This is a genomic window from Streptomyces sp. NPDC048521 (assembly GCF_043199855.1).
Classification (GTDB): domain Bacteria; phylum Actinomycetota; class Actinomycetes; order Streptomycetales; family Streptomycetaceae; genus Streptomyces.
Window position 1 is genome coordinate 81,916 of the sequence record NZ_JBICWR010000013.1, and the last position, 26,377, is coordinate 108,292.

The following is a 26,377-nucleotide window of genomic DNA, read 5'->3' on the forward strand; positions in this document are numbered from 1 at the left end:
CGCGCTCCCGCTCGTACGTCGGCGCGGTCATACGCCGACGTGGATGTGCGCCGCCCAGAACCAGGGGCTGGTGCGGTACCGGTCGCGCACGGCACGGACGGCCCGGTGCAGCGCGTGGGCGACCTCATGGGCCGCCGTCGGTCCGGACCCCAGCGCCCGGTACACCTCCCCCGCGACGCGCAGCGCCACCTCGTCGTCCACCTCCCACAGGGTGCCCACCACGTGCCGGTAGCCGGCGAGTTGCAGGGCGCTCGCCACATGCAGCGCCTCGTCGGCGAGGGCCGTGCCGGTGCCGGCGGTACCGCAGGCGGACAGGTAGGCCAGTTCGGCGTCGGGCAGGTCGAGCCGGGAGATGTCGGCGACGGTGAGCCGTGGTTCCGGTCCGTGCAGCACCAGGTGGCTGTGGGAGGGGCTGTCGGGGTCCGTCACGCCGTGACCGCAGAAGTGCAGCCAGCGGTGGTGCGGCAGTTCGCCCATGACCCGGACCCGGGTGGCGGACGCCCCCTCCAGCACCTCGACGACGGCGCCGGCCGCCCGTGGCACGGACGTCTCTTCGGCGGCCCGGTCCAGCGCGGTGGTGCCGGGCGCGTCTGGCACGGACACCACCAGGCAGCGCGCCGGGCCGTCCGGTCGGCGCGAGCGCGTCCGTGCGGCGCCCGCCCGGTGCCGGGTGTGGGCCAGGGCGCGGACGGTCGGCGCGTACGACGACACGGCACGGTCCATGACGGTGGGCGGCGCTCCGGCACCGGAGGTGCGGTGGTGCCCGGCGGCGTGCAGCGGCAGGACGGTCAGCGGGCCAGTGGGCACCCACCACAACCGAGGTGGCAGGTCGCCGTCGGGCCGGCCGTCGAGGCCGAGCGCGTCGAGCACCGGCCGGGCCACGGTGTCCCACAGCCAGCACAGGGTGGCGTCCAGAGCGTCCTGCCGGGCGGGGTCGTCCAGGACGTCCCGGCGCGGGTCGGTGAAGGTCCGCAGTGTGGAAAGGAAGCGCCGGGCGTGGGTCTCGGCGTCGGCGTGGGTGAGCCGGGGCAGCGGCAGCACCCGCAGTCCGGTGGTGGTCAGCAGCAGCGCGTCGCAGCGGATCCGGCTCACGCTGACCACGACGACCGGTCCTGCCGCCGCCTGCGCGAGCAGCTCCGAGACGGGCGGCGGTCGCATGAAGTGGCGCATGCCCGGACGGGTCGTACGGACGTGGTCGACGAGCCGGTCCCACTCGGCCGCGTACCGGTGCCGCAGGTCGGAGGCGGTGGCGTCGTCGTCGGGCCGGCCCGCGAGGCCGATGCCGTGCGGGCCGGGGCGGGCGTCGGGGTCGTCGAGCGCGGTGCGCAGCTCGGCGAGCCGGCGCGCGGTCCGCGGGTCCTGCCGGTACAGCTCGGACATGTCGTCGCGGCCCTGGAGTCCGCGCCCCAGCAGGATGCCGCGACCGAGCTCCAGCAGCGCCAGCGCGCGCTCCGGGTCGTCGACGGCCAGGCACGCGGCGGCGGCGTCGCAGGCCAGTCCCGAGGAGATGGTCAGGGCGTGCTCGGTGTCGGTGAACGACAGGTGCCGGTGGGAGAGCGACGGCAGCATCTCCACCGCGTGCCCGTACACCCGCGCGGCCTCCCGCCACCGCCCGGCGACGACGGCCAGGTGCGCCCAGTGGACCAGCGCCCGGAACCGGACCGAAGGCAGCGCCGCCGGATGGAGCGCGGCAGCCTGGTGGCACTGGGCGGCCCCCTCCAGGAGCCGGGCCGGGACCTGGCTCAGCACCCGGCCGATGTGCAGGACGGCCGCGGTGCGCAGCCGACCGCGCGTGTACAGCAGGGCGGCCTGGTCGGCGTGGTCGTCGGGCAGGGCGTCGGCGGCCTCGTCGAGCAGTTGCTCCAGCCGCATCACAGAGGACGGGCCGTCGCCCGCCGGCATGGCCTCCATCAGGGCGCCCACCAGACTCTGCAACAGGCGGGGCCTGGCCGGGTCAGCGGGCGGCAGAGCGGACAGCGCCTCTTCGTAGGCGGCGATCCGGTCCTGGTCGGTCGCCGTGTTGCCGAGTCCCAGCCGGACCATGCCGAACGCGGGGTGACCGGGAGGCGCGGCAGCCCGCGCCTCCAGCGCCAGCCCTCGGGCCTCGGTCAAGTCCGCTGCATCGCCCAGCCGTTCGTGACGCAGCCGCAGGGCGATCCCGAGGTTGTGCAGCCGGCCGGGTCGGCCGGGGTCGCCGTCGGGGACACAGGCCACCGCCTCGCGGGCGTAGCGGACGGCCTCCTCCAGATCCTCCAGGGCGCCGTCGCGTTCGTAGCGCTCGCGCAGCGCGACGCCGAGCAGGGTGACGAGCGTGGCCCGGTTCGGGTGACCGCTTCCGTGGGCCACCTCGGCCTCCCGCAGGGCCCGGATGGCCTCGTGGAGGTCGTGCAGCCTGCCGTCCCTGCGATAGCGCGCCTGGAGCGCCCGGCCCAGCCGGGTGAGCGCTTCGGCGCGGAACGGGGGCAGCTCGCGAGGGACAGCGTCGACGGCCACGCGAGCCGCCTCCACGGCGCGCGCGAGCAGCTCCGCCGACTCAGGGGCGTGGGAGGAGTTCTCGGCGGCGGTCGTCAACTCGACGGCCATGCGGTCCAGTTCCTGCCAGCGGTCCAATGCTTCGACGAGGGACGCCGGTGACGAGCCGGCCACTACGGGCCCCAGCGCGCCGTCGTCGCCGGGGCCGGCGAACTCCTCCAGCGCGGCGGCGATCGCGGCGGCCTCGTCACCCTCGTCACCGGGCAGGGCGATGGACCGGGCGCGATACAGCCCGGCCAGGGTCCGCACCGCCTGGGGGTCCCGGGCGGGGTCGGGGACACAGTCCATCAACGCCCGTGCCTGCGCGAGGGCTTGGGGCGCCAGCACCGCGTCCGCGTCCATCGTCGCGGCGAACAGGGCGACGCGCGCTTCCAGAGCCCGGATCAGCTCATCGTGTGACTGCCGCATCCTCGCCCCCGCGTTTCGGCCGCACGTCTCCGTGGCAGTACCGTACGGCGACAATCGGCGGCAGGGGGGCCACCCGGCGAAAGCGGCGCACCGATCCCCGCCTTGGCCTCGATCGCCTACCGCGCCCCTGGCACAGAAGGGACGGGGAGGGAAGGGTATGAACGACCGGCACGCACGGCAGCTCGCCTGGATCTGCGAACAGGGCGACCGCCTGCGCCGGCTCGCCCGCGGCAGGGGCGAGGAGCCCGAACTCGACCGGCTGCTCGCAGCGTTGCACCTCGGCGGCGCCGCGGACGTGCCCGTACTGCTGACGCAGATCGAGGACCTGCTGCGCCGCTGCGGCGTTCCCGGCGCCCTGCGCGGCGGCCCCCCACCGCTGACCGGCACCGACCACGGCGGACACCCCGTCGAGGAGTTCTACCTCTGCCCGCGCGGCCGGGACAGCCGGTGCACCCGGCTCGTCCACGCCTTCGACGTGACGATGGCGGCAAGCGGTGATCCGATCTGCCATGTCACCGGCGGGCCGCTGCGGTTGAGGAGGCTGTAAGGCGATGGATCCCTTCCTGACGGCACTGAGCGGCAAACTGGCCGACACCTGGAACACCCTGCTCGTCGTGCCCGGACTGCTGTACGTCTCCGTGGTCGCCGCCGCTCCGGTCCTGGGCCATGGCCACCCCGCCGACGTCCGCCGCCTGAGCGACCGGCTCGACGCCCTCGCGGGGAACCCGGCGACCCACAGCGCGGGCACGGTCGTTCTCGGCGCGGCCTTCGTCCTGGCCGCCTCCGCCGCCGCCGGCCTGCTCGCGGGGTATCTCGGGGGCGGGGTCGAACGCCTCTGGCTCGGCGAGTGGCCCGCACCCCTGCGCCGGATCGCCGACGCGCTCACCCGGCGACGGGCCCGGCGCTGGCAGCAGGCGCAGGAACGCTACGAGGACGCCGTGCGGCGCGCGGCCGACCGCGGCGAGGAGCTACCACTGCCGTCCGGCTCCGGCCGGTCCCCGTACGACACCGCGCCGGCGGAGACGGTCGTGCTCAACGACGCCCGCAACCGCATCGGCTACGCCCCGCCCCGACGGCCGACCTGGATGGGGGACCGCCTCGCCGCGGTCGACCAGCGGGTGCTGAACGCCTACCAGCTCGATCTGTCCACGGCGTGGCCACGGTTGTGGATGCTGCTGCCGGCGCCGGCGCGGGCGGATCTCCAGGCGGCCCGCGACGCCCTGACCGCCGCCGCGCGGCGTGCCGGGTGGGGCCTGCTCTACTTGATTCCCGCGCTGTGGTGGTGGCCGGCCGCTCCGGTCAGCGCCCTGCTCTGCCTCGGCGGCTGGCGCGCGGCACGCCAGGCGGCCCAGTCCTACGCGGAGCTCGCGGAGTCGGCTGTCGACCTGTACGCACGCCGGCTGGCCCGGACCCTGGGCCTCCAACGCCACCCCGGCGCCCGGCTCACGCAGGCCACGGGCCGGCAGATCACCAGCCTGCTGCGCAAGAAGACGTAACCGGGCCCCTGGCCAGGCCCGTCCCGGCGAGGATCGGTGGAAGACGCGGTGCTGGTAGTGCAGTGCTGTGAGCCGCTTGCGGAGTAGGTCTCCAACTCGTCGAGGGCGCCGGTCATCTGGCGACCCTCGGCTCCTACCGGGACGCGAACGCACTCCACTTCGGCGACTGCACCGCCGGTCGACTCCACCTTGTACAACGTGACAACGCCCCTGGTGCCGGCAGCAGGACGGTTGCGTTGGTGTTTCTGCCCATCTGGTCGGCGCAGGCCCGCTCCTTCGATGCCTCCGCACCTGCGCGCCCGACCTTGCCGCCGGGTAGGACGGCGTCGCCGCTGTCGGCGTGACCGATCGTCCCGGGCCGTCGCCGGTGCCTCGGCGGGCGGTAGGTATTCTCTCCTCTCCCTGGCACTACCGGCTGTCTCAGCTGTGCCGTGAGAATCTGTGCCATCGACCCATGAGGAGACTGGATGCTCGCGCGCATCTCCATATGCGTGGCAGGAGTGGTCCTGAGCCTGGCCGCCGTACTGTTGGTGACCTCCACGGAGACGGACGCGACGGGCCGCGGGGGTGTGGTCAGTGTGGCCCACCGGGCCGGCGCCTACGCGGCCCCGGAGAACACCCTGGTAGCGGTGGATACGGCGCGAGCACAGGGCATCGACTGGCTGGAGAACGACGTCCAGCGCACCAAGGACGGCACGCTGGTGGTCATCCACGACAAGACCTTGGCCCGCACCACCGATGTCGAGGAGAAGTTCCCGAAGCGTGCGCCGTGGAAGGTGGGGGACTTCACCTGGGCGGAGATATCCACGCTCGACGCCGGCGGCTGGAAGGGCCGGCGGTGGGCCGGGGAGAAGATACCGACCCTTCAGCAGTACATGCGCCGCGTGGACAGGAACGGCCAGAATCTGGTGCTCGAGATCAAGTGGCCGGAGATCTACCCGCGGCTCGCCGAGGACACGGTGAAGGAGCTCGGCCGGCTGGGCTGGCTCGAGGGCGACCGGGTGACCGACCGGCTGATCATCCAGGCCTTCGACACCGGCACCCTGCAGACCGTGCGCGCTCGTGCCCCCGAGGCGCGCACCGCCCTGCTGTCGCGCGAACCGACGGTGAAGGACCTGGCGCGGTATGCGAAGGTGGCCGACCAGATCAACATGAAGTACCTCAAGGTGACTCCCGGGTACCTCCGGGCGGCCCATGCCCTGAAGGGCCCGCACGGGCAGCGGCTGAAGGTCTTCCTCTGGACGGTGGACGACCCGAAGAGCGCGGTCGGGTTCGCCCGTGGTGGCGCCGACGGGTTCATCAGCAACCGCCCCGATCGCTTGCAGCCGGCTCTGGCTGACGCGGGCTACACCGACGGCGCCGCGAACTGAAACCCCGGCTGTCACGCCCTCGGCGGGCGGTGGCACCGGCGCCGTCGACGGCCGCTGTGACCCCGGCAAAGATCGCGCCTTCCAGTGTGGCGGCGAGCGGGACCTCGCGCCAGCGGTCTTCGTCGGTGGCGTCCGGGGTGGCCTCGTCGTGGTCGAGCATCTTCCGTGTCTGCATTGAACACTGCGCCCGCGGCCATGCCGCTGACGGCACCCGGGCACACGAACGGCCCAAGAAGAATCGCGCACCGCTCGCACGGCGCCGACGATGAACTGAATCGACTGGGCCAGGCGCGAAGGATGACGGGATGCTGCGAGACCACCCCGGCCGCGGCCACCGAGCCGTCGTGGCGGCACTCGGTTGTGCTCTCTGCGCCGTCGCACTCACCGGGTGCGGCGGCAGCCAGGACACCGGCTCCTCACCGCCGCCGCCGACGACGACGAGCAGCCCCGATACGGCGTCATTCTCCGGATTGCCGCCGTCGGCACTGGCCTCCCAGGCGGCTTCCGCGATCGCCTCCGCTCATGCTTCGGCTTCGGCGGCGGCCTCCTCTGCAAGTGCCCGCGCCTCCGAGTTCGAGGCATCCGTCGACGCCGAGCTCGCCCGCACCAGTGCCGCTGCGGAGAAGGTGCTCAAGAACGTCGAGGGGCGCGGCAACGCGGTGTCCGAGGTCGGCATGACGGGCCTGCCCAGGAACGAGACCAGGGGGCTGCTCGCCGTGCTGGTCACGATCACCAACAAGACCGACAACAGGGCCTCGTACGCCGTGCAGATCGACTTCGTGGACGCCTCCGGAAAGGTCGTCGAGACGAGATTCGTCGGCGCGGAGAACCTCGACCCGGGCGAGAAACAACAACCCATCGCCTTCAGCCGGCAGCCTGCGGACGCACAGCTCACTCCCCGCCTCACCAAGGCACAGCGGTACTGACCTGCGAGCGGTGAAGGGCTCGTTGCGGACGACGTTGCCCGGCGTGCCGGGGAGGCGACGATGTCGGACAGCTGCTCAGCTTGCTCTTCACCCTCGCTCCGTTGCTGCTTCTACGAGTTCTACGAGCGGAGCCAAGAGCCGTGGCAGGTCGTCCTGCGAAGTAAGGACCTCTTGACCTTGCCAGGTGGACTCGGTCTGGAAGTCGATGAAGAGCAGTGAAGCACTTCCTGATTCCCATACGTACACCTTGCCAAGACACCCGTCTGATTCCAGAGTGAGGGCCGCGGCCGCTGCCTTCGGGCGCCCTCGGGACGGTGTTCCCGGCTGCTTGACCGCGACGCTGATCCCACGAGAGTGAAGTCCATGCCGGTGCGCGGCATGCCAGTCCTTGAGCCACCGAGCTGCCTCTGACATTGGGTCCCCGATGCCATCGTCGAACGACCCGTCGAACTTGATCGTACGGCTGGGGTTCGCCGGACACAGAGGCGGCCTTCGTCTGGTCATGCGCTTCGACCAAGGGGGGGCAATACTCATTGCCTGTGGATCGGGTCGGGAGGGCACACGCGGCGGGCGTACCTTCCCGAGTGTGATCCATCGCACTGGCTGCCGCCGCGGAGAAGGGGCATGGCAATGAACGAGGACGAGTGCCTTCGCCGCTACGGGCTGCACCCTGTCGGCGCGGGCCTCGACGAGGTTCGCGCGCTGCTCAGAGCACACATCCGGCTGGAGCAGCAGGCTCAGGGTGACGGCGACACCGAGCTGATGAAACTGTGCTGCGTTCAGCTGTTCAATGCCGGCAGTCTCGATGATGTGTTGCTCATCTGGAAGGCCAAGTCCGCCAGCATGGACGCCGGCTGCTCGATCGACGACCAGCTGTTGTGCGGGAGCGGACTCGCCAGAACCAAGGCATACCTGTCGTCTCAGTGTCTACCCGAAGCCGAAGCGGCGCTTCAGCGATTGCTCGACTGTGAGAAGGCTGGCGAATTCGAGGATTTCTCCGTCGAGGGACACTCCGCCCAGTACGCCGCCTACTACACGCCGTGAAGGTGCTGTCGACCCTCCGAACCCGGCTCACGCTCCATCACCGTGCGACGAGACGCTTCGACTTCGGACGTGAGACCGAGCATGACGGCGGCGAGAGCGAGGGCACTGTCGTCTTCGACGACCAGCTGACCGTCGGCCCGCTGCCGGCGCTGGGGGCGGAGTCGGCGAGGCTGTCGAGCATCTCGTCGGGCACGTGGTCCACCAACTCGGCCGTGCCGACGTGCGCGGTGGCCTCGTCGACGGCGTGGCGGGCCCGTTCGTGCTGCTCGGCCGGCAGGGCGTCGAAGGGGGAAGTGAGTACGGCGTCAATGTTGAGGCGGGAGACGTCCAGGACGGCATGCCGTCCGTCGGCACGCACGCGTTGGACAACATCGTCGAGGCCGGGCCTGCGGGCTCCGGCGTCCCGAATCGCGATTCCACAGGCCCTGGGCGTCGAGGACGGTCAGGCGCGGCATCGCGGCCAAGCTCGTCATCGCCACCGGTAGAAGGAAGGTCGGCAACCCTCGCCGGCCACCGTTGTGCGGGATGCTCCGCGACCACGGCTGCTCAGATGCTCGTCGGGCTGCTCGATGCCGGCCGGTGGCCGCGGCGGAGCACGTGTAACCCGGGAATCCCGGAGTAATCGGTTCCTCTTTGGATGGCGCCGAGAGGCTGCTCACAGCGGGTCAGGGCGACTCCGGGGTATCCGAAGCGGGAGACTCACGAACCCTACTGTTGCCGTTTGACAACAATGGCCGTGAGGCAACAAAGTGTCGGAATCGTGACGCACGGGGAAGGATCCGCAATGCTCCGGTGGACGGAGGTCGCTCTGTGCGCCGGCCGCCCCAGCCCTGAGCGGCTGGGGCGATCGGTGGGCCGGCCCTGTGTTCAGGCCGTCTGGTCTCCGGCGTCCGGCGCGTTGTCGTGTATCTGCAGCGCCGCCGTGTTGCAGAAGGCCTCCAGTCCCTCGAGGAGCGCGGTCCGCTTGGCGGCGGGCATCAGCTCCAGGACCGCGTGCAACTCCTGCTCCCGGCGGGCACGCAGGTCGTCGAGGAAGCCGCGACCGCGGCTGCTGAGATGCAGCCGCACCTCGCGACGGTCGGCCGGGCTGACCGCTCGCTCGACGAAACCGGCGGCCACCAGGCGGTCGCAGAGCCGGCTGGTGGACGGAGGGGTGGAGGCGAGCGAGTCGGCGAGGGTGCGGAGATTGATGCCGTCCTGATGTTCGAGCATGAGCAGGACACGCATCTGGGACGGAGAAGCGGGCGCGGTCGACGCCCGGCCCCAGAGGACTTCCAGCAACTCCACGGCCGTCAAGGTCACGCGTGCGACCTCGGCGGGCTCTGGGCGGGGGCGGAAGACAGTCACCGTCACACTCTCGCAGGCACTGGGACGGCCGCCAGCGTACTAGGTGCCGGGAGCGGCAAGAGATGGTTCGGACGATCGGCGATTCGACTCCGGGTGGCCTCATCGCCCGGGCGGGGACCGTGTGTCCGTCGAAAGATGGGTGTATTGACCGTCGTGAACAGATTTGTGACCGCCGAGCGCGCCCTGCGCACGGCGGCGCCGCACGAGTTGTTCGACGCCGTGCGCCGCGTGCTTTCCGAGGAGTACGCCGCGGGCTCCGTCGAGTTGTATCTGGCCGACTACGGCCTCACCGTCCTGCAACCGCTGTCGGTGCCGCCATCCACGGCGGAGCCGGTGTCGGTGCACGGCAGTGCCGCCGGACGTGCTTTCGGTGCCCAGGAGCCGTTCGTGGAGGTGGTTCCCGGTGACTCCGCGCGCGTGCATCTGCCGGTCACCGTGCGCGGGGACCGGCTGGGCGTGCTGTCGGTGACCCTGCCGGACGGGGAAGGTGCGCCCGGCCTTCTGGGCGAGCTCGCGGACATCGCCGAGGTGCTCGGGCACGAGATCGTGGTCGCCGAGCGGGACACGGACGTGTATCTGCGGGCGAGACGCAAGGACCGGCTCACGTTGGCCGCCGAGATGCAGTGGCAGCTCCTGCCCGGCCGTGCCTGTTCCCGCCCCGAGTACGAACTCGGCGCGCAGCTGGAGCCGGCCTACGCCATCTACGGTGACAACTTCGACTGGTCCGCCACGGGGGACCACCTCATGCTCTACGTCACCAACGGCATGGGGGAGGGCATAGAAGCCTCCCTGCTGACCAACCTGGCCATCAACGCCCTGCGCAACGCCCGGCGAGCCGGTATCGCCATCGACGACCAGGCAGCACTGGCCGATCAGGCGGTGTACGCGCACTACCAGGGGCGCTGCTATCTCTCCGTACTGATGTTTGACTTCGAGCTCGCGACGGGCCGGGCGAAGGTCGTGGACGCCGGTTCACCGCAGTTGCTGCGGCTGCGTGACGGAGCGGTCGAGCGCGTCGACTTCGAGGCGCAGCTCCCGCTGGGGATGTTCGAGGAGACCGACTACGTGGCGCAGGACTTCCAGGTCGAGCCGGGCGACCGGCTCGTCTTCGTCAGCGACGGGGTGCACGCGGTCGCTTCGCCCAAGGGGGAGGCTTACGGGGATGCCGCTCTGGCCCGGGCGATCACGTCCACTCGACTCCTGCCGGCCGCCGAGGTGCCGCGTGCCATCCTGCGCGAGCTGACCGGCCATCGGGGCCGGTCCGTTCCGGACGACGACGCCCTGGTGGTGTGCCTGGACTGGCACGGGCGCTGACGCGTCGCTCCGGCCGTCGCGTTCCGAGCCGGATGTGTCGATGCTGTGTCGTTCCACCGCGCCCGCAACGCCAATACTTGTCATGAGGCAATAATTGCCGGAGTTGCGTCCCTCTCGGCGCAGCGGCCTGTCGCGGAGGGAGACGATGCGGGTGTCGGAGCAGGCCGTGGAGGGGGCGGTGACGCGGGCGCAGGGAGCTTTCCTGGAGCGCCGTCGCGAACAGATCGCCCAACGGAGGGCGGACGCACCGCTGTTCCGGCCCGTCTTCACCGTCTCGTGCGACGAGGCCGTGGAGGCGTGCAAGGTCGTGGTGGACGCTCTGGGCGAGGTCGCGTCGAGCGGTCGGCTGGAAGACGTCGCGGCTGCCGGGTTCGACTCGGTGCGCGAGCAACTGGGACGCATCGTCGCCTCACGTGCCCGCAGGGGCGTCAGCACGGCTCGGATCGCGCACGAGGCCGCCGGCCTGCCGGCGGCCACCGCCGAGCTGCGGCGCGGCGAGGATCTGCCCGATCACGACGCGCAGGAAGCCCTGCTGGCGCTGACCCTGCTGATGGGCACGCTGCGACTGATGATCACGGAGACGACCGTCCTGGCCGGTGAGGAACTGATAGGCCGCCGGCGGCGGCAACTGCTCGAAGTGGCCAACCCCGCGATCAACCTGTGGGAAGGCGTCGTCGCGATCCCCATGATCGGCACCTCGGACAGTGCCTGCAGCCAGGTGGTCATGGAGTCGCTGCTCCAGGCCGTCGTGCGCGGCGGCTCGGCTGATGGGCGCCGAGTGCATCGCCTCCGGCATCCGCCCGGCCATCGCGCAGACGATCGTGCACCTGGGCATCGACCTGAGCCCGGTCCTCACACGCAGCTCGCTGGCCGACGCCCCGGCGTACGCGCTCGCCCGGCAGGGCATCGAGGTCCCCCGACGTACGGCCGGTGCGACACCGCGATGACCACCCGCCTCCCGGGCGGCCCGGCCGCGGTGCGGCTCCCGGCGCCCGAGGACACCTTCCCGGCCTTCCGGGGCCGTCGACTCGTTCCTCAGGGGTGCGAATGATGCCGGCCCCCGATCCCACCGCCAGGACCAGCCTGCCCATCGGCTGCGACGAGGATCTGCCGTGGGTCCGTCACCGGGTGCGGCGGTTCGCGGCCGGGCTCGGGTTCGGGCTCGTCCAGCAGACGAAACTCGTCACCGCGGCCAGTGAGCTGGCCCGGAACACCCTGCTCCACGGCGGAGGAGGGCAGGTCGAGGTCACCTCACTCGCCGACGGCCCGAGGCGGGGACTCCGGCTGGCCTTCATCGACACCGGACCCGGCATCCGCGATGTGGAACTCGCGATGACCGACGGCTACAGCAGCGCGTGCGGTCTCGGACTGGGCCTCGGCGGGGCCAAGCGGCTGGTGGACGACTTCACTCTGGACACCCGGCCCGGCCGGGGCGCCGTCGTCACCGTCGTCGCCTGGGTGACCGGCGAGCCCACCGCTCGTGCGGGACCCGGATGACGCGGATCCGTGACCTCCCAGGGCACGGCTCCGCCCCGACGGGGGTCGTCCGAGCGGCGACCGGGAGGCCCGCCAGGCCGCCTCGACGCCCGTCCCACCGCGGTCGCGGCCCCGACGGCCCCGAGCCGGCGACCGGCCCCGCCCGAGCACGCCGGTCGCGGCCGCCTGCTGATCGACCTCACGTCCAGGAGCGGCGGTTGCCCCTCGGACACCGGGCCGCACGGCCGGTCTGCCCACAGCCCGAAGGCGACGCACGCGAGGCACTTGCCGGCAGGGCCGAGGGCGCGCGTCGCTCACCGCGGCGCCGATCCGGCCGGAGGCCGCCCGCGACCGCGATAGCGTGGACGTCACAAGGGGAGAGGATGGAGACGCAGTGAATGCCTCTGAACCGGTCCCGTCCGTGGAAGCCCAGCTACGCGCGGCTCCGCCCCACGCCCTGGTGGCCACCGCCGGCCGCCTGCTGGCGCAGCGCTTCGGCGCCCGGGACGTGATGCTCCTCCTCGCCGACTACGGTCTCACCGCCCTGCAACCCGTGACCCATCTGCCGCACACCGGCGATCCGGTCTCCGCGCAGGACGGTCCCGCCGGTACCGCTTTCACCACGCAGAAACCGGTGGTCGAAGTCATCACCGATCCGGCCACCGAGCTGGTCCACCTGCCCATCACCGTCCGCGGTGATCGTCTCGGCGTGCTCTGTGTGCGCGTACCCGACACCTCCGCCGACCCGGGCACGGTCCTGCGACTCGGCGACTTCGCCACCGCGCTGGGCCACGAGCTCACCACGGCCGGCCGGGACACCGACCTGTACCTCCAGGCCCGCCGCACCCGTCGTCTCACCCTTGCAGCCGAAATGCAGTGGCAGCTCCTCCCGGGCCGGGGGTGCGCACGCGACGAGTACGTCATCGGCGCCCACCTGGAGCCGGCCTACGCCATCGGCGGCGACAACTTCGACTGGTCCACCAGCGCCGACCACCTCACCCTCACCGTCACCGACGGCATGGGCCAGGGCATCGACGCCTCGCTGCTCACCAACCTCGCCGTCGGCGCACTGCGCAACGCCCGCCGCGCCGGCATCGGCCTCGCGGACCAGGCGTGCCTCGCGGACCAGGCCGTCTACTCCCAGTACGGAGGCAAGTCGTACGCCTCCACCCTCCTGCTGCGCTTCGACCTCGCCACCGGCAGAGTGTGCGCCGTGGACGCCGGATCCCCCCAGCTCTACCGCCTCCGCGGCACCACGATCGAACGCGTCGAACTCGAGGCTCAGCTGCCCCTCGGCGTGTTCGAGGAGACCCTCTACGAAGAGCAGACGTTCCATGTCGAAGCGGGCGACCGCCTGGTCGTCCTGAGCACCGGCGTCCACGGCACCCGCTCGGCGACCGGAGCGATGTTCGGCGAGAGCGTCCTGCGTCAGATCCTGAGCGCGACCCGGCGGACACCTCCTCACGAGACGGCACGATCGGTCGTCGCCGGGCTGCTCGAACACGTGGGCCACGAGGGTCTGCTCGCCGACGCCGCCGTCGTCTGCGTCGACTGGAACGGCCGCCCTGCCGGGACGCCTTGAGAGGCGCGGCCGAACCGCTGAACCTACGGTGTCTCCGGTGGCCGGGAAGGTGCATCGCCCTGTGCCGTGAAGAAGGCTTTCATGCCGCGGACCAGCGCCGCTCGGTCCACGGGTGCCATGCGCGCCAGCACAGCGGCCAGGGCCTGGGTGCGCCGACGGGCCACATCTGCCAGCACTCTGCGCCCCTGACCCGTGAGCCTCAGCTGCACCTCACGGCGGTTGCGCGGGTGCAGCGCCCGCTCCAGCATCCCGGCCGCCTCCAGCCGGTCACACAGCCGGCTGGCGGTGGGAAGTCCTATGTCCAGTCGTTCCGCCAGTCCCGTGAGATTCACCTCCGGCGCCGCCTCCAGCACCCTGAGCGCCCGCAACTGGTGGAGGGACAGCCGTACAGCCGCCTCCTGAGCGGCCATGGACCACAGGTTCGCGAGACACTCCACGGCATCGGCGATCTCACGCGCGCTGGTACTCGGCTCGTCACCCGAGCCCTCAGCGCGATCGTCGGCGCCGCCGGGAAGAGTCACGAACACATCACTTTCAGTAAGCTCCGGGTGCTGCGGACTACCCATAATCTCTCGCTGTACCCGAGGGGCCGGGGGGCAAGCAGCGTCGGTGGTGCGGGACCACCCGGCCGTGCCGACAGGTACGCCTGAGCGGCCTGCTCAGGCTGCGGGCGGCGACTGTGGGCGCTGAGGGGCAGGTGCTGCACGCTCGGCTCCTTTCCGCCGGGCGGGCTTCGCCAGCTCCGCGTTGAACTGGGCGCCGACCAGCAGGGCCAGGTTGGACAGCCACAGCCAGACCAGGAAGACCACGACACCGGCCAGCGAACCGTACAGCCGGTGATAGGTCGTGACGTGCGAGGTGTAGACGGCGAACCCGAAGGAGACGGCCAGCAGGAGCACCACCGCCAGGGCGCCGCCCGGCGCCATCCTCCGCACCGGGCGGGAGGGCGCGGGGCCCGAGCGGTACAGGACCAGCACCAGTGCCACGGCGATCACGGCCACGAGCGGCCAGCGCACCGCGTTCCAGGCGACCTGTGGCCCGGTGCCCAGGTTCAGCACCCGGCCGAGCCGCCGGGCCAGGCTGCCGGTGAGGAACAGCGCCACCGTGGTCGTCAGGAGCAGCGAGATCAGGACGAGGGCCGTGGCGATGATCCGCGGAGCGGTGCGCCAGACCGGCCGATCCGCACTGATCCGGTGCATTCCGTGCAGCGCCCGGCGGAACACGCTCAGATAGCTGGAGCCCGACCACAGCGCTCCCGCCCCCGCCAGGAAGATCAGCGTCCATGCCGACGACGGCTGTCCGGCCATCTCCAGCAAGGTGCTGCGCAGCAGAGCGCGGGAGGCGACCGGGGCGGCCTGCGACAAGCGGTCGATGACCTCCGGTTCGGCCGTCGGGACGGTCAGCCCCACGATCGAGAGGATCACCAGCAGGACCGGGAACAGGGCCAGGACGGCGTAGTACGTCAGCGCGGCGGCCCAGTCGGTGACGTCGTCGTCCCAGACGGCCACCGGCGTCCGGCGCAGCGCCACCCACCACCGGGCCGTACGACCGTCTGCGTTCTCCATGAGGCGGATGCTCTCACCCCTGACGCTCGGTCGTTCCGCGGCCACGACTGCGAGTCGCCTTCCCGGAGACGCCGCTTTCATGCCCGGAATCCGTGGTGCGCCCGCGCTTCCCCCGGTACCTCCGCCCGATGCCGACCACACGGTCGGCGCGACGTGCACGGCGGCCTCGTCGGCATCAACGGGGCCGCCCGGATACTCCTTTTCGGTGCCGTCCGCGGCGACTGGCTGCACGAGCACGCCCCGTCCTGGCGCTGCGACGCTCACATCGCCTCATCGACGGGCTGCGCGGTACGCGCGCCGAGCCGCTGAACGGACCTATCAGGTCGCCGACCTGGCGCAGTCCTCGTCCAGGGCCGTGAAGCCCGTACGGCGCGAGTCGGCTGTGTCCTGAGAGGCCCAAGGCGATACGTGGACGCCACTTACGTCAGCTGGTTGCATACGCTGGAGAGCCGAGCGTTGACCCGGGCAACGACGTACAGCGCTCAGACCCTAGTCAGCGCAGCCTTTGGAGACACGGACCACGATGCACGGCCTGGACCACCCGTTCCGTACCGCGTCGGCGCGACTGATCGGACGGGACAAGGACCTGGAGTTCATACGGTCCCACTTCTCCGGCTCCGTCCACGGCGCGGCCCTCCTGCTGTCGGGCGAAGCCGGCATCGGCAAGACCGTCCTCCTCGACGCCGTCGCGGCGCAGGCCAGGTCGGAGGGCACCCGTGTACTGCGGTCGAGCGGCGTGCAGTTCGAGGCGGACGTCAGCTACGCGGGCCTCAACCAGTTGCTCGTTCCGCTGTTCGAATCCTTCGACCTGCTGGAACCCAGCCACCGCGACGCGCTGAAGGTCGCGGTCGGGATCGGCAGCGGTCCACCGCCCAACCGTCTGTTGACCTCCACCGCGGCCTTGCTGCTGCTGCGCCGGATCGCCCAGGACACCCCGCTGCTGATCGTCGTCGACGACCTGCCGTGGCTGGACCGGCCCACCACCTCCGTACTCGGTTTCGTCGCCCGCCGACTCGTCGGCAGCCGCATCAGCTTTCTCGCGGCTTCCCGGGTCACTTCCGACAGCTTCTTCGAGTCCAGCGGTCTCACCGAGTACCGCCTCCAGCCGCTGGACGAAGCGTCGTCGGCCCAGCTGCTCGCCGAAGCACACCCGGACATGTCGCATACGATACGGCGACGTATCGCCGCGGAGGCACACGGTAACCCGCTCGCGCTGCTGGAGCTGCCCACCGCCCTCGACCGCGAGCAGCGTACGGCGCCGACGGCGGTACCCTCGGTCCTGCCGCTCAGCGAGCGGCTCCAGGCGCTGTTCGCCGCACGCGTGGCCGATCTGCCCGACGCCAGCCGCGAACTCCTGCTGATCGCGGCACTCGAAGGCATCGGGGACCTCGCCGTCATCGAGGCCGCTGCGGGCCGCCGTGCCGCCGTAGACCTCCTGGAGTCCGCGGAGCGCGACCGACTCGTGACGATCTCGGCGGCCTCCCGCAGGCTGTCGTTCCGGCACCCCCTGATCGGTTTCGCTGTGGTGGCCCAGGCGTCGACCGCCGACCGCCGCAGGGCGCACCGGGCGCTCGCTGCCGTCCTCACCGATCAGCCTGAGCGCCGCGCCCACCACCTGGGCGAAGCGACGACCGGACCGGATGAGACGGTCGCCGAACTTCTCGAGCAGGCAGCCCGCTTGCGTCTTGGGCGTGGTGACGCGCTGGGCGCGATGGCGGCCCTCACCCGTGCCGCGGGACTCAGTCCGTCGTCGGCCGACGAGAGTCGCCGCCTGGCGGAGGCCGCCTACATCGGAACAGACGCCGGAGGAGGTATGGCGGACGCCTCGAGCCTGCTGGTCGGAGCCCGCCGCGCTGACCCCGCCACCCGGGAGGAGTCGCTGCACGCGGCGGCCGCCTCCGCACTCCTGCTGATCAACGAGGAGGGCGACGTCAACACCGCCCACCGCTTGCTGGTCGGCGCGATCGAGGCGGGCGGACACGGCTACGCCGCCTCCGACGACGCTCTCGTCGAGGCCCTGTTCACCCTGATCACGCTGTGCTGGTACAGCGGTGACCCAGAGAAGTGGGCGCCACTGTTCAGGGCCCTCGACCGGATGACACCTGCACCCCCCGACCTGCTGTGGGTGTGTGCACAGACCTTCGCCGATCCCGCCCGCACCGGGTACCGCGCACTGGAACTCCTCGACACTCTGCTCGACGACATCGGCGACGCCACCCAAGTCGTCCGTGTCAGCACCTGCGCCGTCTACCCGGACCGGCTGGCGGATGTACGGGAAGCGTCCCTGCGTCTGGTCGAACAGGGCCGTGCGGGTACCGCGCCCGTCCGCAGGCATCTGTCTGCCCTGATCCACCTGTGTCTGGACGACTACTACAAGGGCCGCTGGGACGAGGCCGTGAAGCTGGCCGCCGAGGGGCTCAGCCTGTGCGAGGACTACGGATACCCCTTCTTCGCCTGCAAGTTCCAGTTCGTGCAGGCCCTGGTGGCCGGGGCGCGCGGCGATGCGGTGACGAGCAACGCCTTGTCCGAGGAGATCGTCGGCTGGGCCGTTCCCCGCGGTGCCCACGGCGCCCGCGCGCTTGCCTTCCACGCCAGGTGCCTGGCCGCCCTCGGCAGCGGCGACTTCGATGGCGCCTTCCGGCACGCCACCGCGATGAACCCGCTCACACCTCTGGCTCCGTACCTGCCGCACGCCATGACCGGCGCCCTGGACCTGGTGGAAGCGGCTGTCAGATCGGGACGGTCCGCCGATGCGGCCACGCACACGGCAGCCTTGCGCGAGTCCGCGATGGCGCGGCTCTCTCCCCGCCTCCACATGCACGTGCTGGCATGCGAGGCCCTGACAACGTCCGACGGCGACGCCCTGGGCCTGTTCGAGCAGGCGTTGTCTCTGCTCGACGTCGACGACTGGCCCTTCGACGTCGCGCGAGTACGCCTCTTCTACGGCGAACGCCTCCGGCGCCGGCGCGTGACGAAGAAGGCCCGCGAGCAGCTGGTCCAGGCGGCCCGGACGTTCGAGAAGCTGGGGGCAGCGCCCTGGGCAGCGCGTGCCACGGCTGAGCTGCACGCGAGCGGGCGCGCGACATCGGCCACCGTGCAGGGCAAGGGAGCGTTGACCGCCCAGGAATTCGAGATCGCGACACTGGCGGCGACCGGGCTGACCAACAAGCAGATCGGCGAGCGTCTGTTCCTGTCGCATCGGACCATCGGCACACATCTGTACCAGATCTATCCCAAGCTGGGCATCAACTCCCGAGCCGCTCTGCGCGACGCCCTGGCTGCCCTGGGGCTGGAGGACGCCGGCTGACGGAAAGCCCCGACCGACCGGTCAGATGACGTATGCACTCTTCGAGTGCCGCCCCTCACATTGAGCGAGGGAACACCCGAAGCCGAACAACAGCGCGAGAGAGAATGCGGGTGTACGACACCTCGGACAGTCATCCGGACATCCACTGGCCGTCCGGGTTCTCACCTGCCGAAGCACACAGCTTCCACCGTGCGCAGGCTGTTGTGCATGGTCCGCCGGAACGATCATTCAATCTGCTCGCCGACGTGAGATGGGCCGGACACCTTTTCGAGGTTTCGTGGGGGAGTCCGTGCCGCCGCACCGGATCGGTTGGCTGGGTATCGGTGCCGGTGTTCAGCTGTACCAGGCGTGGCTGCTCGCCTGTGGCTCGCCCAACTCGCCATGCTCTCGGAGGGCGCGCCGGGCCTCACCCCCCCGTCATGACCCCGGGCGACGCGGTACTGCGGCGAGAGCCCGGAACCATGTGTGACTGAGTCGCCACCTCACACCTCCAGACACGACTACATGTTTGAAGCTATCTGGTGTAATTTCTGACGAAAAGGCACCGGGGGCGCATGTGGACGTAGGTGTGTCTCCCGCCGATCAAGAGCGGTAACCGTCGCTGTCATGCCGCTCGTCGCAGGAGGCTCTCCGTGCTCACCGCGTTCACCCAGGCGTTCAAGACGCCCGACCTGCGCAAGAAGCTGCTCTTCACCCTGGGCATCATCGTGCTCTACCGGGTTGGCACGCATGTTCCGATCCCGGGCGTGGACTACCGGGTTGTGCAGGAATGTGTGTCGCAGACTTCCGGCAGCCAGGGATTGTTCGGGCTGGTCAACCTCTTCAGCGGCGGCGCGCTGCTTCAGATCACGATCTTCGCGCTGGGCATTCTGCCGTACATCACGGCGAGCATCATTCTTCAGCTGTTGACCGTGGTCATCCCCCGCCTCGAAGCCCTCAAGAAGGAGGGCCAGGTCGGCACGGCGAAGATCACGCAGTACACCCGCTACCTGACCGTGGCCCTCGCCATCCTCCAGGGCACCGGCCTCGTCGCCACTGCCCGCAGTGGCGCCCTCTTCTCCGGCTGCTCGGCCGCGTCGTCCATCGTCCCGGACCACGCGATCTTGACCACCATCGTCATGGTCATCACGATAACCGCCGGTACGGCCGTCGTCATGTGGCTCGGCGAGCTCATCACCGACCGCGGGATCGGCAACGGCATGTCGATCCTGATGTTCGTCTCGATCGCCGCCACCTTCCCGTCCGCGCTGTGGGCCATCAAGAAGCAGGGCACGCTGGCCGACGGCTGGATCGAGTTCGGCGCGGTCATCCTCGTCGGCCTGGTCATGGTCGGCCTGGTGGTCTTCGTCGAGCAGGCCCAGCGCCGCATCCCGGTGCAGTACGCCAAGCGCATGATCGGCCGGCGCTCTTACGGTGGCACGTCCACGTACATCCCGCTCAAGGTGAACCAGGCAGGTGTGATCCCGGTCATCTTCGCCTCGTCGCTGCTCTCCATCCCCGCGCTGATCGCCCAGTTCTCCGGCGGCAACTCGAGCTGGAAGACCTGGATCGAGCAGAACCTCACCAAGGGCGACCACCCGATCTACCTCAGTCTCTACTTCCTGCTCATTGTCTTCTTCGCCTTCTTCTACGTCTCCATCTCCTTCAACCCGGACGAGGTCGCGGACAACATGAAGCAGTACGGCGGTTTCGTCCCCGGCATCCGGGCCGGCCGGCCGACCGCGCAGTACTTGTCGTACGTGCTCACCCGGATCACCTGGCCCGGCTCTCTGTATCTGGGAGTGATCGCCCTCGTCCCAACCATCGCGCTGGTCGGGTTCGGGGCGACGAACAACTTTCCGTTCGGGGGCACCAGCATCCTGATCATCGTCGGTGTCGGCCTGGAAACCGTGCGGCAGATCGAGAGCCAGCTTCAGCAGCGCCGCTACGAGGGTTTCCTCCACTGACCCGTCGAACCGCCGAGGTAGGCCTGCGCAGCAACCCGTCATGGTCACGAGGTAGCCAACGGCAGGTCAACAGCGTCTTCCGTCACGTAAAGACCAGGCAGGTGCCCGAACCATTTCCCCCCAGAAGGCCTCATACATTACAGAAAGGCCTGAACAAGGCATCTGGAAGGAGAAAGACAATGTTCTTCGGCAAGCGAACCCGCAACCTCCTCACCCCTGTCACTCTGTCTGCGCTCTCCGCAGTAGCACTGATCGGCATCACGGCAGGTCCGTCGCAAGCGGCGACCCGGCCGGGGTGGGCGGACACCTCCTCGCTGTCGGTACGTGTTCACGGGCTGGACTCGGGCGTGGGGCAGCGCTACGCGACGGTGGTCCTCACGAACAAGACCCACAAGACCGTCCGGACCCAGGGGTATGTGGGGCTGCAACTTCTCAACTCCCGTGGAAAGGACGTCCCCACGCTTGTCGTCCGTGACCGTGGTCGGGCTGAGCTCATCACCCTCAAGCCCGGGCAGAGCGCCTACACCCGGCTGCACTGGGGAGACGTGCCGGCCGTGGGTGAACCGACCAAGGCGGAGAAGGACCCCACCCGTCTGGAGGTCACCCCGCCCGACTCGTTCCACCACCTGACCACCCCGTGGAAGCTGGGTGACGTTCTCCAGAAGGGCCGCATCGACATCACTCCGCTGGTCAAGGGAACTGGCCCGACGCTCTGACAGCGCACACCGCCTGGGGTCCTGCGGCGGCAGGACCCCAGGCCCACGCGCCCGCCTCCCCGTCCTTCTGCCTCATCGGGAGCCACACGACTCCCTCTACACCGCAGGCGCTCGTGGGGCGGCGCAGCGCGATGGGGCACCGCGCACGATCGACAGGCCAAGGCCGCCGCCACCGGTCCGGCGCGAGCGAGACTTCTCGGCCGCCGGGAACGGTCGAAGACGTGGGGCAGGTCCTCGGGCACGATCCCCGAGCCTGTGCCGGAGACCTCGATCCGTATGCACGCCACCGGGGCGGCCATAGCCGCCATCCCGGCTTGGGCAGCAGGGACGGGTGGGTCATCGGCAGCCTCAAGAGTGCGGTGCCGCCTCTCGGGGTGTGACGAACCGCGTTCCACACGAGATGGCCGACCGCCTGCCGGCTGTCGTACCGGATCCGCCGCGACCACCAGCCTCCCCCTGCGGACGGAACGCGTGGGCCGTGGCCCTCAACTGTCTGGGGCACGCCGCCGGCTCGTGCCCGTGCCCGCGCAGCGCCGGCCGTACGGCACGAAGAGACGTTGTCCGCCGTGGCCGCCGCCCGTCGACGGAGGCTCGATCTCGACGCCGGCCCCCTGATCAGAAGGTGGCCCCCCGCCCTCCACGTCCGCCTCCGCCGGCACCGGCACGGGGCGGCACAGGGCGAGGGCGATCAGGCCGTGGCGCCGCGCGGTGCCGGCGGCGCGGGCCAGGCCCGCCTCGCCCACCAGCCGCCGGTCAGCGACATCGAGCGTGCCCCGACGAGACAGCCCGGCACGCAGGAGACCGTCATACCCGCCCAGACGACGGCCGTACCCCAGAAGAACCCGCGGAGCGCTCCCCTCGCGGCCGAGACGACGCTGGACGGCACAGGGAGAAACACATCCAGCGCGAGCAGGCCGGCGATCACCGTGACAGCGCCGGGCGTGGAGAGCCGGTGCTCCGCTGCCGGCGAGGCAATGCCTTGGAAGTGGTCCCCGAAGAGGAGGAACGGGACGAGAATCGCGGCGAAGAGCGCGAGCACGAGCCAGAACAGTCGCATGGCGTACGTATCGATCAAGGTGTGCGCGCATTGAGGCCCGGAGAGGAAGTGCCGCGGGGGTCGGCCCACCGGTTCGCCCCCGATGCCGGCGGACACGTGGCGCCGCACACGTATACTCAGCGTACTGTCGAAATGTGTTGGAGAGGTCGGGAGTTGTTTCTCCGGCGAGGGGCCGTGCCACGGGAGAGACGCCAAGTCGTCACAGCACCGCCTCGTCCTCGGCGACCACCTCGACGACACGGAGCGGCTGGTCCTTCCCCTGGTCTCCGAGCACCTGAGCGCCGCCGCGAGGGCCCAGGTAGGACGCCGGGGCTGGTGGGCATGCCGAAGGACAGGTTGTTGCTCGCCCTCGATGCCGTCCTGGAGGAGGACACCGAGCAGGAGAAGGCCCATGTACTGGGCCGGGCCCGCTGTCCGTCCGCCTGGTGTGGCGCGGAGTGGGACGACGACAGTATGCCGAGGCCTGCCGTGCGGTGCGGGCCCCGCTGAACGAAGGAACAGGATGATGACGGCACTCGAATCCGCCCCCCTGGACGTCCTCGACGCCTACCGGACATGTGAGTTCGTGACCCTGGGCCGCGACGGTACACCGACGGCGTGGCCGACGGCGGTGTGGCGGCGCGAGGACGGGAAGCTCGTGGTGACCACGTGTCTGGCGTTCGCGCAGAAGGCGTTGAACGTACGCCGGGACGCACGCGTCGCCCTGCTCTTCTCCGACCCGACGGGCAGCGGTCTGGACAACCCGCCGCAGATTTTCGTCAGCGGTCGGGCGGAGTGCCCGGACGAGATACACACCGGGCCCGAGGGTCTGGAGGAATACTGGCGGATGCTGTTCGAGCGTCAGCCGCACAGCAAGTCCTATCTCGCCCGCCCGTTGCGACGTCTGACGGACTGGTACTACCTGCGGCTCGTCATCACCATCACGCCCGAGGAGGTCCTCGTGCGTCCCTCGGCGGAGCCGCCGCTGCCGCGGGTGCGGCCGGTCGCGCCCGGTGGGGCGCCCCTGCGCGGTGCGGCACAGCTCGCCGAGTACCCTACGGCGGTGCTGGCCGCCCGTGACGTGACCGGCGCGCCCGTCCTGGCCCGGACCCGGCCGGTGGCGACGGCCGAGGGTTTCGCGGTGCGCGTGACCGCCGACTGCGCGGTGACCGCCGGTCCCGCCTCGCTGCTGGTGCACCGGCACGACGAGCGACTGAACAACCTGACCAACGCGGTGGTGCGGGGCGATCTGAAGGAGACCGACGACGGCTGGCTGCTGGTCCCGGCTTCGGTGCTGGAGCCGATGGGTTCGGGCAAGGGGCTCGACGGGCTGCGGCTGCTGCGCCGTACCAGCCGTGCCACCGACCGTTACGTGGAGCGCCGCGGTCTGACGCGGCCCCCGGTGCAATGGGACCTCTTCCGTCCGCTGGCGGCGCCCCGACGCCCGTCCTGACGTGGTCCCGTGCCGTCTCGCCGGCACGTCGGCTCCACCCGGCAACATCTCCACCTATGCCTTCGGCGTAGGTGGTGGCGCTCGACTCATGACCCCGGGCGGCGGTGAAACGAAGTCAGCGCTCCGGCGAGGCCGGCAGCGCCGACTCGTCCTCGAAGCGTGGGTCGAGCGTACGCGAGGGGGCCGGGCACCCGGGTCACGGCGCCAGGCTGCCGCGGGTCGAGGCGGGCTCCGTCGTGCCGGAGCAAAGCTCCGGAGGGGGTGCCGTAGGCCGAACGGGCCGTCGTGGGATTCCTCGCGCGGGGAGGGGCAACGTCCGCGGAAGCCGGTATACGCTTGACTGAATTGTCACCATTTCCCCTGTCGATGGTTACTGCATGCTCGGATCGGATGCCTGGGAACGCCAGCCGGACAGACACCCGGCCGTCTCCGCCTTCGTGGCGGCTGACGCGGCGGGCACCATCACCGCCTGGGGTCCCGGCGCCCAGGAACTACTGGGATTCACCGACACGGAAGCCGTCGGCCGCCCCCTGCGGAACCTGCTGAACCGCTCCCTGTCCGACCTGACGGCGCAGGTCCCCGACGACCGCGCCTGCGAGGCCGTCCACACGGCCATGCGCCACAAGGACGGGCACACCGTCGAGGCCCGGCTGCGGGCCCACTCGCTGAGGCGTGCCGGGGGAGACCCCGAATGGATCGTGACGGCCGAACAGGCGGACCCGCCGCCGGACACGGGCGCCGAGGCCGGGCAGTTCAGTCAGTGGACCCTGTCCCAACTCCTCTATCCCGCCGCCTATTACGACCAAGAGGCGCGTCTTGTCGGCGCCAACCGCGAGTGGCTGCGCCTGTTGGGGGTCACCGAAGAACAGGCCCGTGGCCGCCGACTGGTCGACATCCTGCCGGGGGAGCCGTATCAGGACCTGGCTAAGGCCTACCGGGAGGTGCTGCGCAGCGGCGTCGCCGTACACCACGAGATCTCCGTCCGTGCTCCGGGTGAGGCCCGCCCCCGGGCCTGGTCTGTCCACGTCACGCCCCTGACGGACTCCACGGGCACCGTGCGCGGCGTGTCCTCGGTCGGCCTCGATATCACCGCGCAGTACCGAGCCCGGCAGCGGCTCATCTTCCTCGACGAGGCCGGCCGGCGTATCGGAACCAGCCTCGACATCGTCCGTACCGCGCAGGAACTGGCAGACGTGGCCGTGGACGGCTTCGCGGACTTCGTCACCGTCGATCTGCTGGACCCCGTCTTCCGGGCGGAGGCGCCCTCGCCTCTGCCCCGTGCGGACGAACCCGTCGTGCTGCGCCGCGCGGGCCGGGGATCCGTGCTGGCCGGGGCGGTTCCCGGCCGGGACACCGAAGCGGGAGAACCGTGCAGCTTCCCGCACGGCTCGCCCCCCGCGCGCGCCCTCGATACGGGCCGGCCGGCCGGCCCGTTGGGCCAGGCGCCCTGGGCGGCCGACGAATCCGTGCACGCCGAGAGGGCCGGCGCAGGCCCGGTGCACTCCGCTCTGGTGGTTCCGCTGTGTGCCCGCGGCACCACCCTCGGCGTCGCCTGCTTCCACCGGCACAGGAACCCGGACGCCTACGACGAGGACGACGTGCTGCTCGCCCAGGAGATCACCAACCGCGCGGCCACCTGCCTCGACAACGCGCACCGCTTTACGCGCGAGCACAAGACCGCCCTCGTCCTCCAGCGCAGTCTGCTGCCCGCGCACCATCCCCGGGAAGCCGCCGTGGAGGTCGCCTCCCGTTACCGGCCCGCCGGGACGACCGCGGGAGTCGGCGGCGACTGGTTCGACGTCATCCCCCTGTCCGGGGGCCGCGTGGCACTCGTCGTGGGGGACGTGGTCGGCCACGGTCTGTACGCCTCGGCCACCATGGGCCGCCTGCGCACCGCCGTGCGCACCCTCGCCGACGTCGATCTCGCCCCGGACGAGCTGCTCACCCGCCTGGACGACGTCGTGCTGAGGCTCCAGCAGGAACAGAGCTTCGAACCCGCGGAGGGCACGGAACCGGACACGGGGATCTGGGCCACCTGCCTCTACGCGGTCTACGATCCCACCACACGTCTCTGCACTCTGGCCCGGGCCGGACACCCCGAGCCCGCGGTCGTGCGCCCGGACGGAACCGTGGATTTCCTCGACCTGCCGGCCGGGCCGCCCCTGGGCCTGGGCAGCCTACCGTTCGAGTCCGTGGAAGCCGCCCTCGACGAAGGATCGCTTCTCGTCCTCTACACCGACGGACTGGTCGGCTCCCGCTCCCAGAGCACCGACATCGGCACCCAGCGTCTACGCCAGGCACTGGCCCACCCGGGCCCGTCCCTGGAGCAGACCTGCGACACCATCCTCGACCGCGTGCTCCCCGACAGTCCCGACGACGACGTGGCCCTGCTGGTGGCCCGCACCCGCGCCTTCGACGCCTCACAGGTCTTCACCTGGGACGTACCCGTCGACCCGGCAGCGGTGGCGGTGGCCCGGCAGAAGGCCGCCGAACAGCTCACCGCCTGGGGGCGGGAGGACGCCCTGTTCGTCACCGAACTCGTGATCAGCGAGCTGGTCACCAACGCGATCCGCCACGCCCAAGGCCCCATCCAGCTGCGTTTGATCAACTCCGACTCGCTGACCTGCGAGGTTTCGGACGCCAGCAACACCGCCCCGCACCTGCGCCGGGCCCGCACGTTCGACGAGGGGGGCCGAGGGCTGCTCCTGGTCGCACAGCTCACCCAGCGATGGGGCACGCGGCAGAGCGCCAGCGGCAAGACCATCTGGGCCGAGCAGAGCGAGTTCAGCGCCCTGTAGGGGACTTGCTCCCCCACGCCGTCGCCCCGGCCCGGCGCCCCGGCCCCCTTCTGCGCCGACG

19 protein-coding genes and 3 pseudogenes are annotated in these 26,377 nt (G+C 70.8%); 14 read left to right on the top strand and 8 right to left on the bottom strand.

Going from position 1 to position 26,377, the window contains the following annotated elements:
* Window positions 1–27: 27 nt before the first annotated feature.
* Window positions 28–2,940 carry a CHAT domain-containing protein gene (locus ACGFRF_RS27640; protein ID WP_393744409.1) on the bottom strand — a complete coding sequence of 971 codons (2,913 nt, stop codon included), beginning with the start codon at window positions 2,938–2,940 and terminating at the stop codon, window positions 28–30.
* Window positions 2,941–3,097: 157 nt separating this feature from the next.
* Between ACGFRF_RS27640 and ACGFRF_RS27645 the strand changes: the two genes are divergently transcribed.
* The 3 genes from ACGFRF_RS27645 (at window position 3,098) to ACGFRF_RS27655 (ending at window position 5,806) form a co-directional block, all read left to right on the top strand.
* Window positions 3,098–3,487 (top strand): hypothetical protein, encoded by a 390-nt coding sequence (locus ACGFRF_RS27645; protein WP_393744411.1) that lies wholly within the window; start codon window positions 3,098–3,100, stop codon window positions 3,485–3,487.
* A gap of 4 nt (window positions 3,488–3,491) precedes the next feature.
* On the top strand, window positions 3,492–4,436 hold the full coding sequence (locus ACGFRF_RS27650; protein WP_393744413.1) for a hypothetical protein: 945 nt from the start codon (window positions 3,492–3,494) through the stop codon (window positions 4,434–4,436).
* Between the two features lie 467 nt (window positions 4,437–4,903).
* Complete coding sequence (locus ACGFRF_RS27655) at window positions 4,904–5,806, top strand: glycerophosphodiester phosphodiesterase (protein ID WP_393744415.1); 903 nt, start codon at window positions 4,904–4,906, stop codon at window positions 5,804–5,806.
* A 19-nt stretch (window positions 5,807–5,825) separates the two neighbouring features.
* Here the strand turns inward: ACGFRF_RS27655 and ACGFRF_RS27660 are convergent.
* Window positions 5,826–6,003 (bottom strand): annotated as a pseudogene (locus ACGFRF_RS27660) (DUF4235 domain-containing protein); the annotation flags it as partial.
* A 108-nt stretch (window positions 6,004–6,111) separates the two neighbouring features.
* Here ACGFRF_RS27660 and ACGFRF_RS27665 point away from each other — a divergent pair.
* Complete coding sequence (locus ACGFRF_RS27665) at window positions 6,112–6,732, top strand: FxLYD domain-containing protein (protein WP_393744417.1); 621 nt, start codon at window positions 6,112–6,114, stop codon at window positions 6,730–6,732.
* Between the two features lie 624 nt (window positions 6,733–7,356).
* Window positions 7,357–7,776, top strand: coding sequence for a hypothetical protein (locus ACGFRF_RS27670; protein WP_393744419.1), 420 nt, complete (start codon window positions 7,357–7,359; stop codon window positions 7,774–7,776).
* 37 nt (window positions 7,777–7,813) lie between these two features.
* On the opposite strand, the gene ACGFRF_RS27675 is transcribed toward ACGFRF_RS27670, so the two are convergent.
* On the bottom strand, window positions 7,814–8,134 hold the full coding sequence (locus ACGFRF_RS27675; protein ID WP_393744421.1) for a hypothetical protein: 321 nt from the start codon (window positions 8,132–8,134) through the stop codon (window positions 7,814–7,816).
* A 509-nt stretch (window positions 8,135–8,643) separates the two neighbouring features.
* Window positions 8,644–9,078, bottom strand: a complete 435-nt coding sequence (locus ACGFRF_RS27680; RefSeq protein ID WP_393744423.1) for a MarR family winged helix-turn-helix transcriptional regulator — start codon at window positions 9,076–9,078, stop codon at window positions 8,644–8,646.
* A gap of 198 nt (window positions 9,079–9,276) precedes the next feature.
* Between ACGFRF_RS27680 and ACGFRF_RS27685 the strand changes: the two genes are divergently transcribed.
* The 4 genes and pseudogenes from ACGFRF_RS27685 (at window position 9,277) to ACGFRF_RS27700 (ending at window position 13,495) form a co-directional block, all read left to right on the top strand.
* Complete coding sequence (locus tag ACGFRF_RS27685; protein ID WP_393744425.1) at window positions 9,277–10,437, top strand: PP2C family protein-serine/threonine phosphatase; 1,161 nt, start codon at window positions 9,277–9,279, stop codon at window positions 10,435–10,437.
* 145 nt (window positions 10,438–10,582) lie between these two features.
* Window positions 10,583–11,384 (top strand): annotated as a pseudogene (locus ACGFRF_RS27690) (STAS domain-containing protein).
* 103 nt (window positions 11,385–11,487) lie between these two features.
* Window positions 11,488–11,934: an anti-sigma regulatory factor gene (locus ACGFRF_RS27695; protein ID WP_393744656.1), complete on the top strand. Its 447-nt coding sequence runs from the start codon at window positions 11,488–11,490 to the stop codon at window positions 11,932–11,934.
* Window positions 11,935–12,307: 373 nt separating this feature from the next.
* Entirely contained in the window at window positions 12,308–13,495 is a 1,188-nt protein-coding gene (locus ACGFRF_RS27700; protein ID WP_393744427.1) for a PP2C family protein-serine/threonine phosphatase, read from the top strand.
* Window positions 13,496–13,518: 23 nt separating this feature from the next.
* Here the strand turns inward: ACGFRF_RS27700 and ACGFRF_RS27705 are convergent, their stop codons facing one another.
* Together ACGFRF_RS27705 and ACGFRF_RS27710 are read right to left on the bottom strand one after the other, a co-directional pair.
* Window positions 13,519–14,061: a MarR family winged helix-turn-helix transcriptional regulator gene (locus ACGFRF_RS27705; RefSeq protein WP_393744429.1), complete on the bottom strand. Its 543-nt coding sequence runs from the start codon at window positions 14,059–14,061 to the stop codon at window positions 13,519–13,521.
* A gap of 93 nt (window positions 14,062–14,154) precedes the next feature.
* Complete coding sequence (locus ACGFRF_RS27710; protein ID WP_393744431.1) at window positions 14,155–15,060, bottom strand: YihY/virulence factor BrkB family protein; 906 nt, start codon at window positions 15,058–15,060, stop codon at window positions 14,155–14,157.
* Window positions 15,061–15,583: 523 nt separating this feature from the next.
* Here ACGFRF_RS27710 and ACGFRF_RS27715 point away from each other — a divergent pair.
* The 3 genes from ACGFRF_RS27715 to ACGFRF_RS27725 all read left to right on the top strand — a co-directional run bounded on the left by ACGFRF_RS27715 (window position 15,584) and on the right by ACGFRF_RS27725 (window position 21,029).
* Window positions 15,584–18,367 carry an ATP-binding protein gene (locus ACGFRF_RS27715; RefSeq protein ID WP_393744433.1) on the top strand — a complete coding sequence of 928 codons (2,784 nt, stop codon included), beginning with the start codon at window positions 15,584–15,586 and terminating at the stop codon, window positions 18,365–18,367.
* A 632-nt stretch (window positions 18,368–18,999) separates the two neighbouring features.
* Window positions 19,000–20,313, top strand: a complete 1,314-nt coding sequence (secY, locus tag ACGFRF_RS27720; RefSeq protein ID WP_393744435.1) for a preprotein translocase subunit SecY — start codon at window positions 19,000–19,002, stop codon at window positions 20,311–20,313.
* A gap of 179 nt (window positions 20,314–20,492) precedes the next feature.
* Complete coding sequence (locus ACGFRF_RS27725; protein WP_393744437.1) at window positions 20,493–21,029, top strand: DUF4232 domain-containing protein; 537 nt, start codon at window positions 20,493–20,495, stop codon at window positions 21,027–21,029.
* A 141-nt stretch (window positions 21,030–21,170) separates the two neighbouring features.
* Here the strand turns inward: ACGFRF_RS27725 and ACGFRF_RS27730 are convergent.
* Window positions 21,171–21,295: pseudogene (locus ACGFRF_RS27730) on the bottom strand (ATP-binding protein); the annotation flags it as partial.
* A 422-nt stretch (window positions 21,296–21,717) separates the two neighbouring features.
* Complete coding sequence (locus ACGFRF_RS27735) at window positions 21,718–22,086, bottom strand: hypothetical protein (RefSeq protein WP_393744439.1); 369 nt, start codon at window positions 22,084–22,086, stop codon at window positions 21,718–21,720.
* 505 nt (window positions 22,087–22,591) lie between these two features.
* On the opposite strand from ACGFRF_RS27735, the gene ACGFRF_RS27740 reads away from it, so the two are divergent.
* A complete protein-coding gene (locus ACGFRF_RS27740) occupies window positions 22,592–23,518 on the top strand; it encodes a pyridoxamine 5'-phosphate oxidase family protein (RefSeq protein WP_393744441.1) in 927 nt (308 codons plus the stop codon).
* Between the two features lie 377 nt (window positions 23,519–23,895).
* A complete protein-coding gene (locus tag ACGFRF_RS27745) occupies window positions 23,896–26,316 on the top strand; it encodes a SpoIIE family protein phosphatase (RefSeq protein WP_393744443.1) in 2,421 nt (806 codons plus the stop codon).
* The last annotated feature ends 61 nt before the right edge of the window (window positions 26,317–26,377 follow it).

Bases quoted from the DNA above. Each gene is read 5' to 3' on its own strand.
- ACGFRF_RS27735 (WP_393744439.1), bottom strand. From the start codon at position 22,086: ATGCGACTGTTCTGGCTCGTGCTCGCGCTCTTCGCCGCGATTCTCGTC.
- ACGFRF_RS27725 (WP_393744437.1), top strand. From the start codon at position 20,493: ATGTTCTTCGGCAAGCGAACCCGCAACCTCCTCACCCCTGTCACTCTG.
- ACGFRF_RS27705 (WP_393744429.1), bottom strand. From the start codon at position 14,061: ATGGGTAGTCCGCAGCACCCGGAGCTTACTGAAAGTGATGTGTTCGTG.
- ACGFRF_RS27710 (WP_393744431.1), bottom strand. From the start codon at position 15,060: ATGGAGAACGCAGACGGTCGTACGGCCCGGTGGTGGGTGGCGCTGCGC.
- ACGFRF_RS27645 (WP_393744411.1), top strand. From the start codon at position 3,098: ATGAACGACCGGCACGCACGGCAGCTCGCCTGGATCTGCGAACAGGGC.
- ACGFRF_RS27665 (WP_393744417.1), top strand. From the start codon at position 6,112: ATGCTGCGAGACCACCCCGGCCGCGGCCACCGAGCCGTCGTGGCGGCA.
- ACGFRF_RS27745 (WP_393744443.1), top strand. From the start codon at position 23,896: ATGCTCGGATCGGATGCCTGGGAACGCCAGCCGGACAGACACCCGGCC.
- ACGFRF_RS27650 (WP_393744413.1), top strand. From the start codon at position 3,492: ATGGATCCCTTCCTGACGGCACTGAGCGGCAAACTGGCCGACACCTGG.
- ACGFRF_RS27655 (WP_393744415.1), top strand. From the start codon at position 4,904: ATGCTCGCGCGCATCTCCATATGCGTGGCAGGAGTGGTCCTGAGCCTG.
- ACGFRF_RS27715 (WP_393744433.1), top strand. From the start codon at position 15,584: ATGCACGGCCTGGACCACCCGTTCCGTACCGCGTCGGCGCGACTGATC.
- ACGFRF_RS27695 (WP_393744656.1), top strand. From the start codon at position 11,488: ATGCCGGCCCCCGATCCCACCGCCAGGACCAGCCTGCCCATCGGCTGC.
- ACGFRF_RS27670 (WP_393744419.1), top strand. From the start codon at position 7,357: ATGGCAATGAACGAGGACGAGTGCCTTCGCCGCTACGGGCTGCACCCT.
- ACGFRF_RS27740 (WP_393744441.1), top strand. From the start codon at position 22,592: ATGACGGCACTCGAATCCGCCCCCCTGGACGTCCTCGACGCCTACCGG.
- ACGFRF_RS27640 (WP_393744409.1), bottom strand. From the start codon at position 2,940: ATGCGGCAGTCACACGATGAGCTGATCCGGGCTCTGGAAGCGCGCGTC.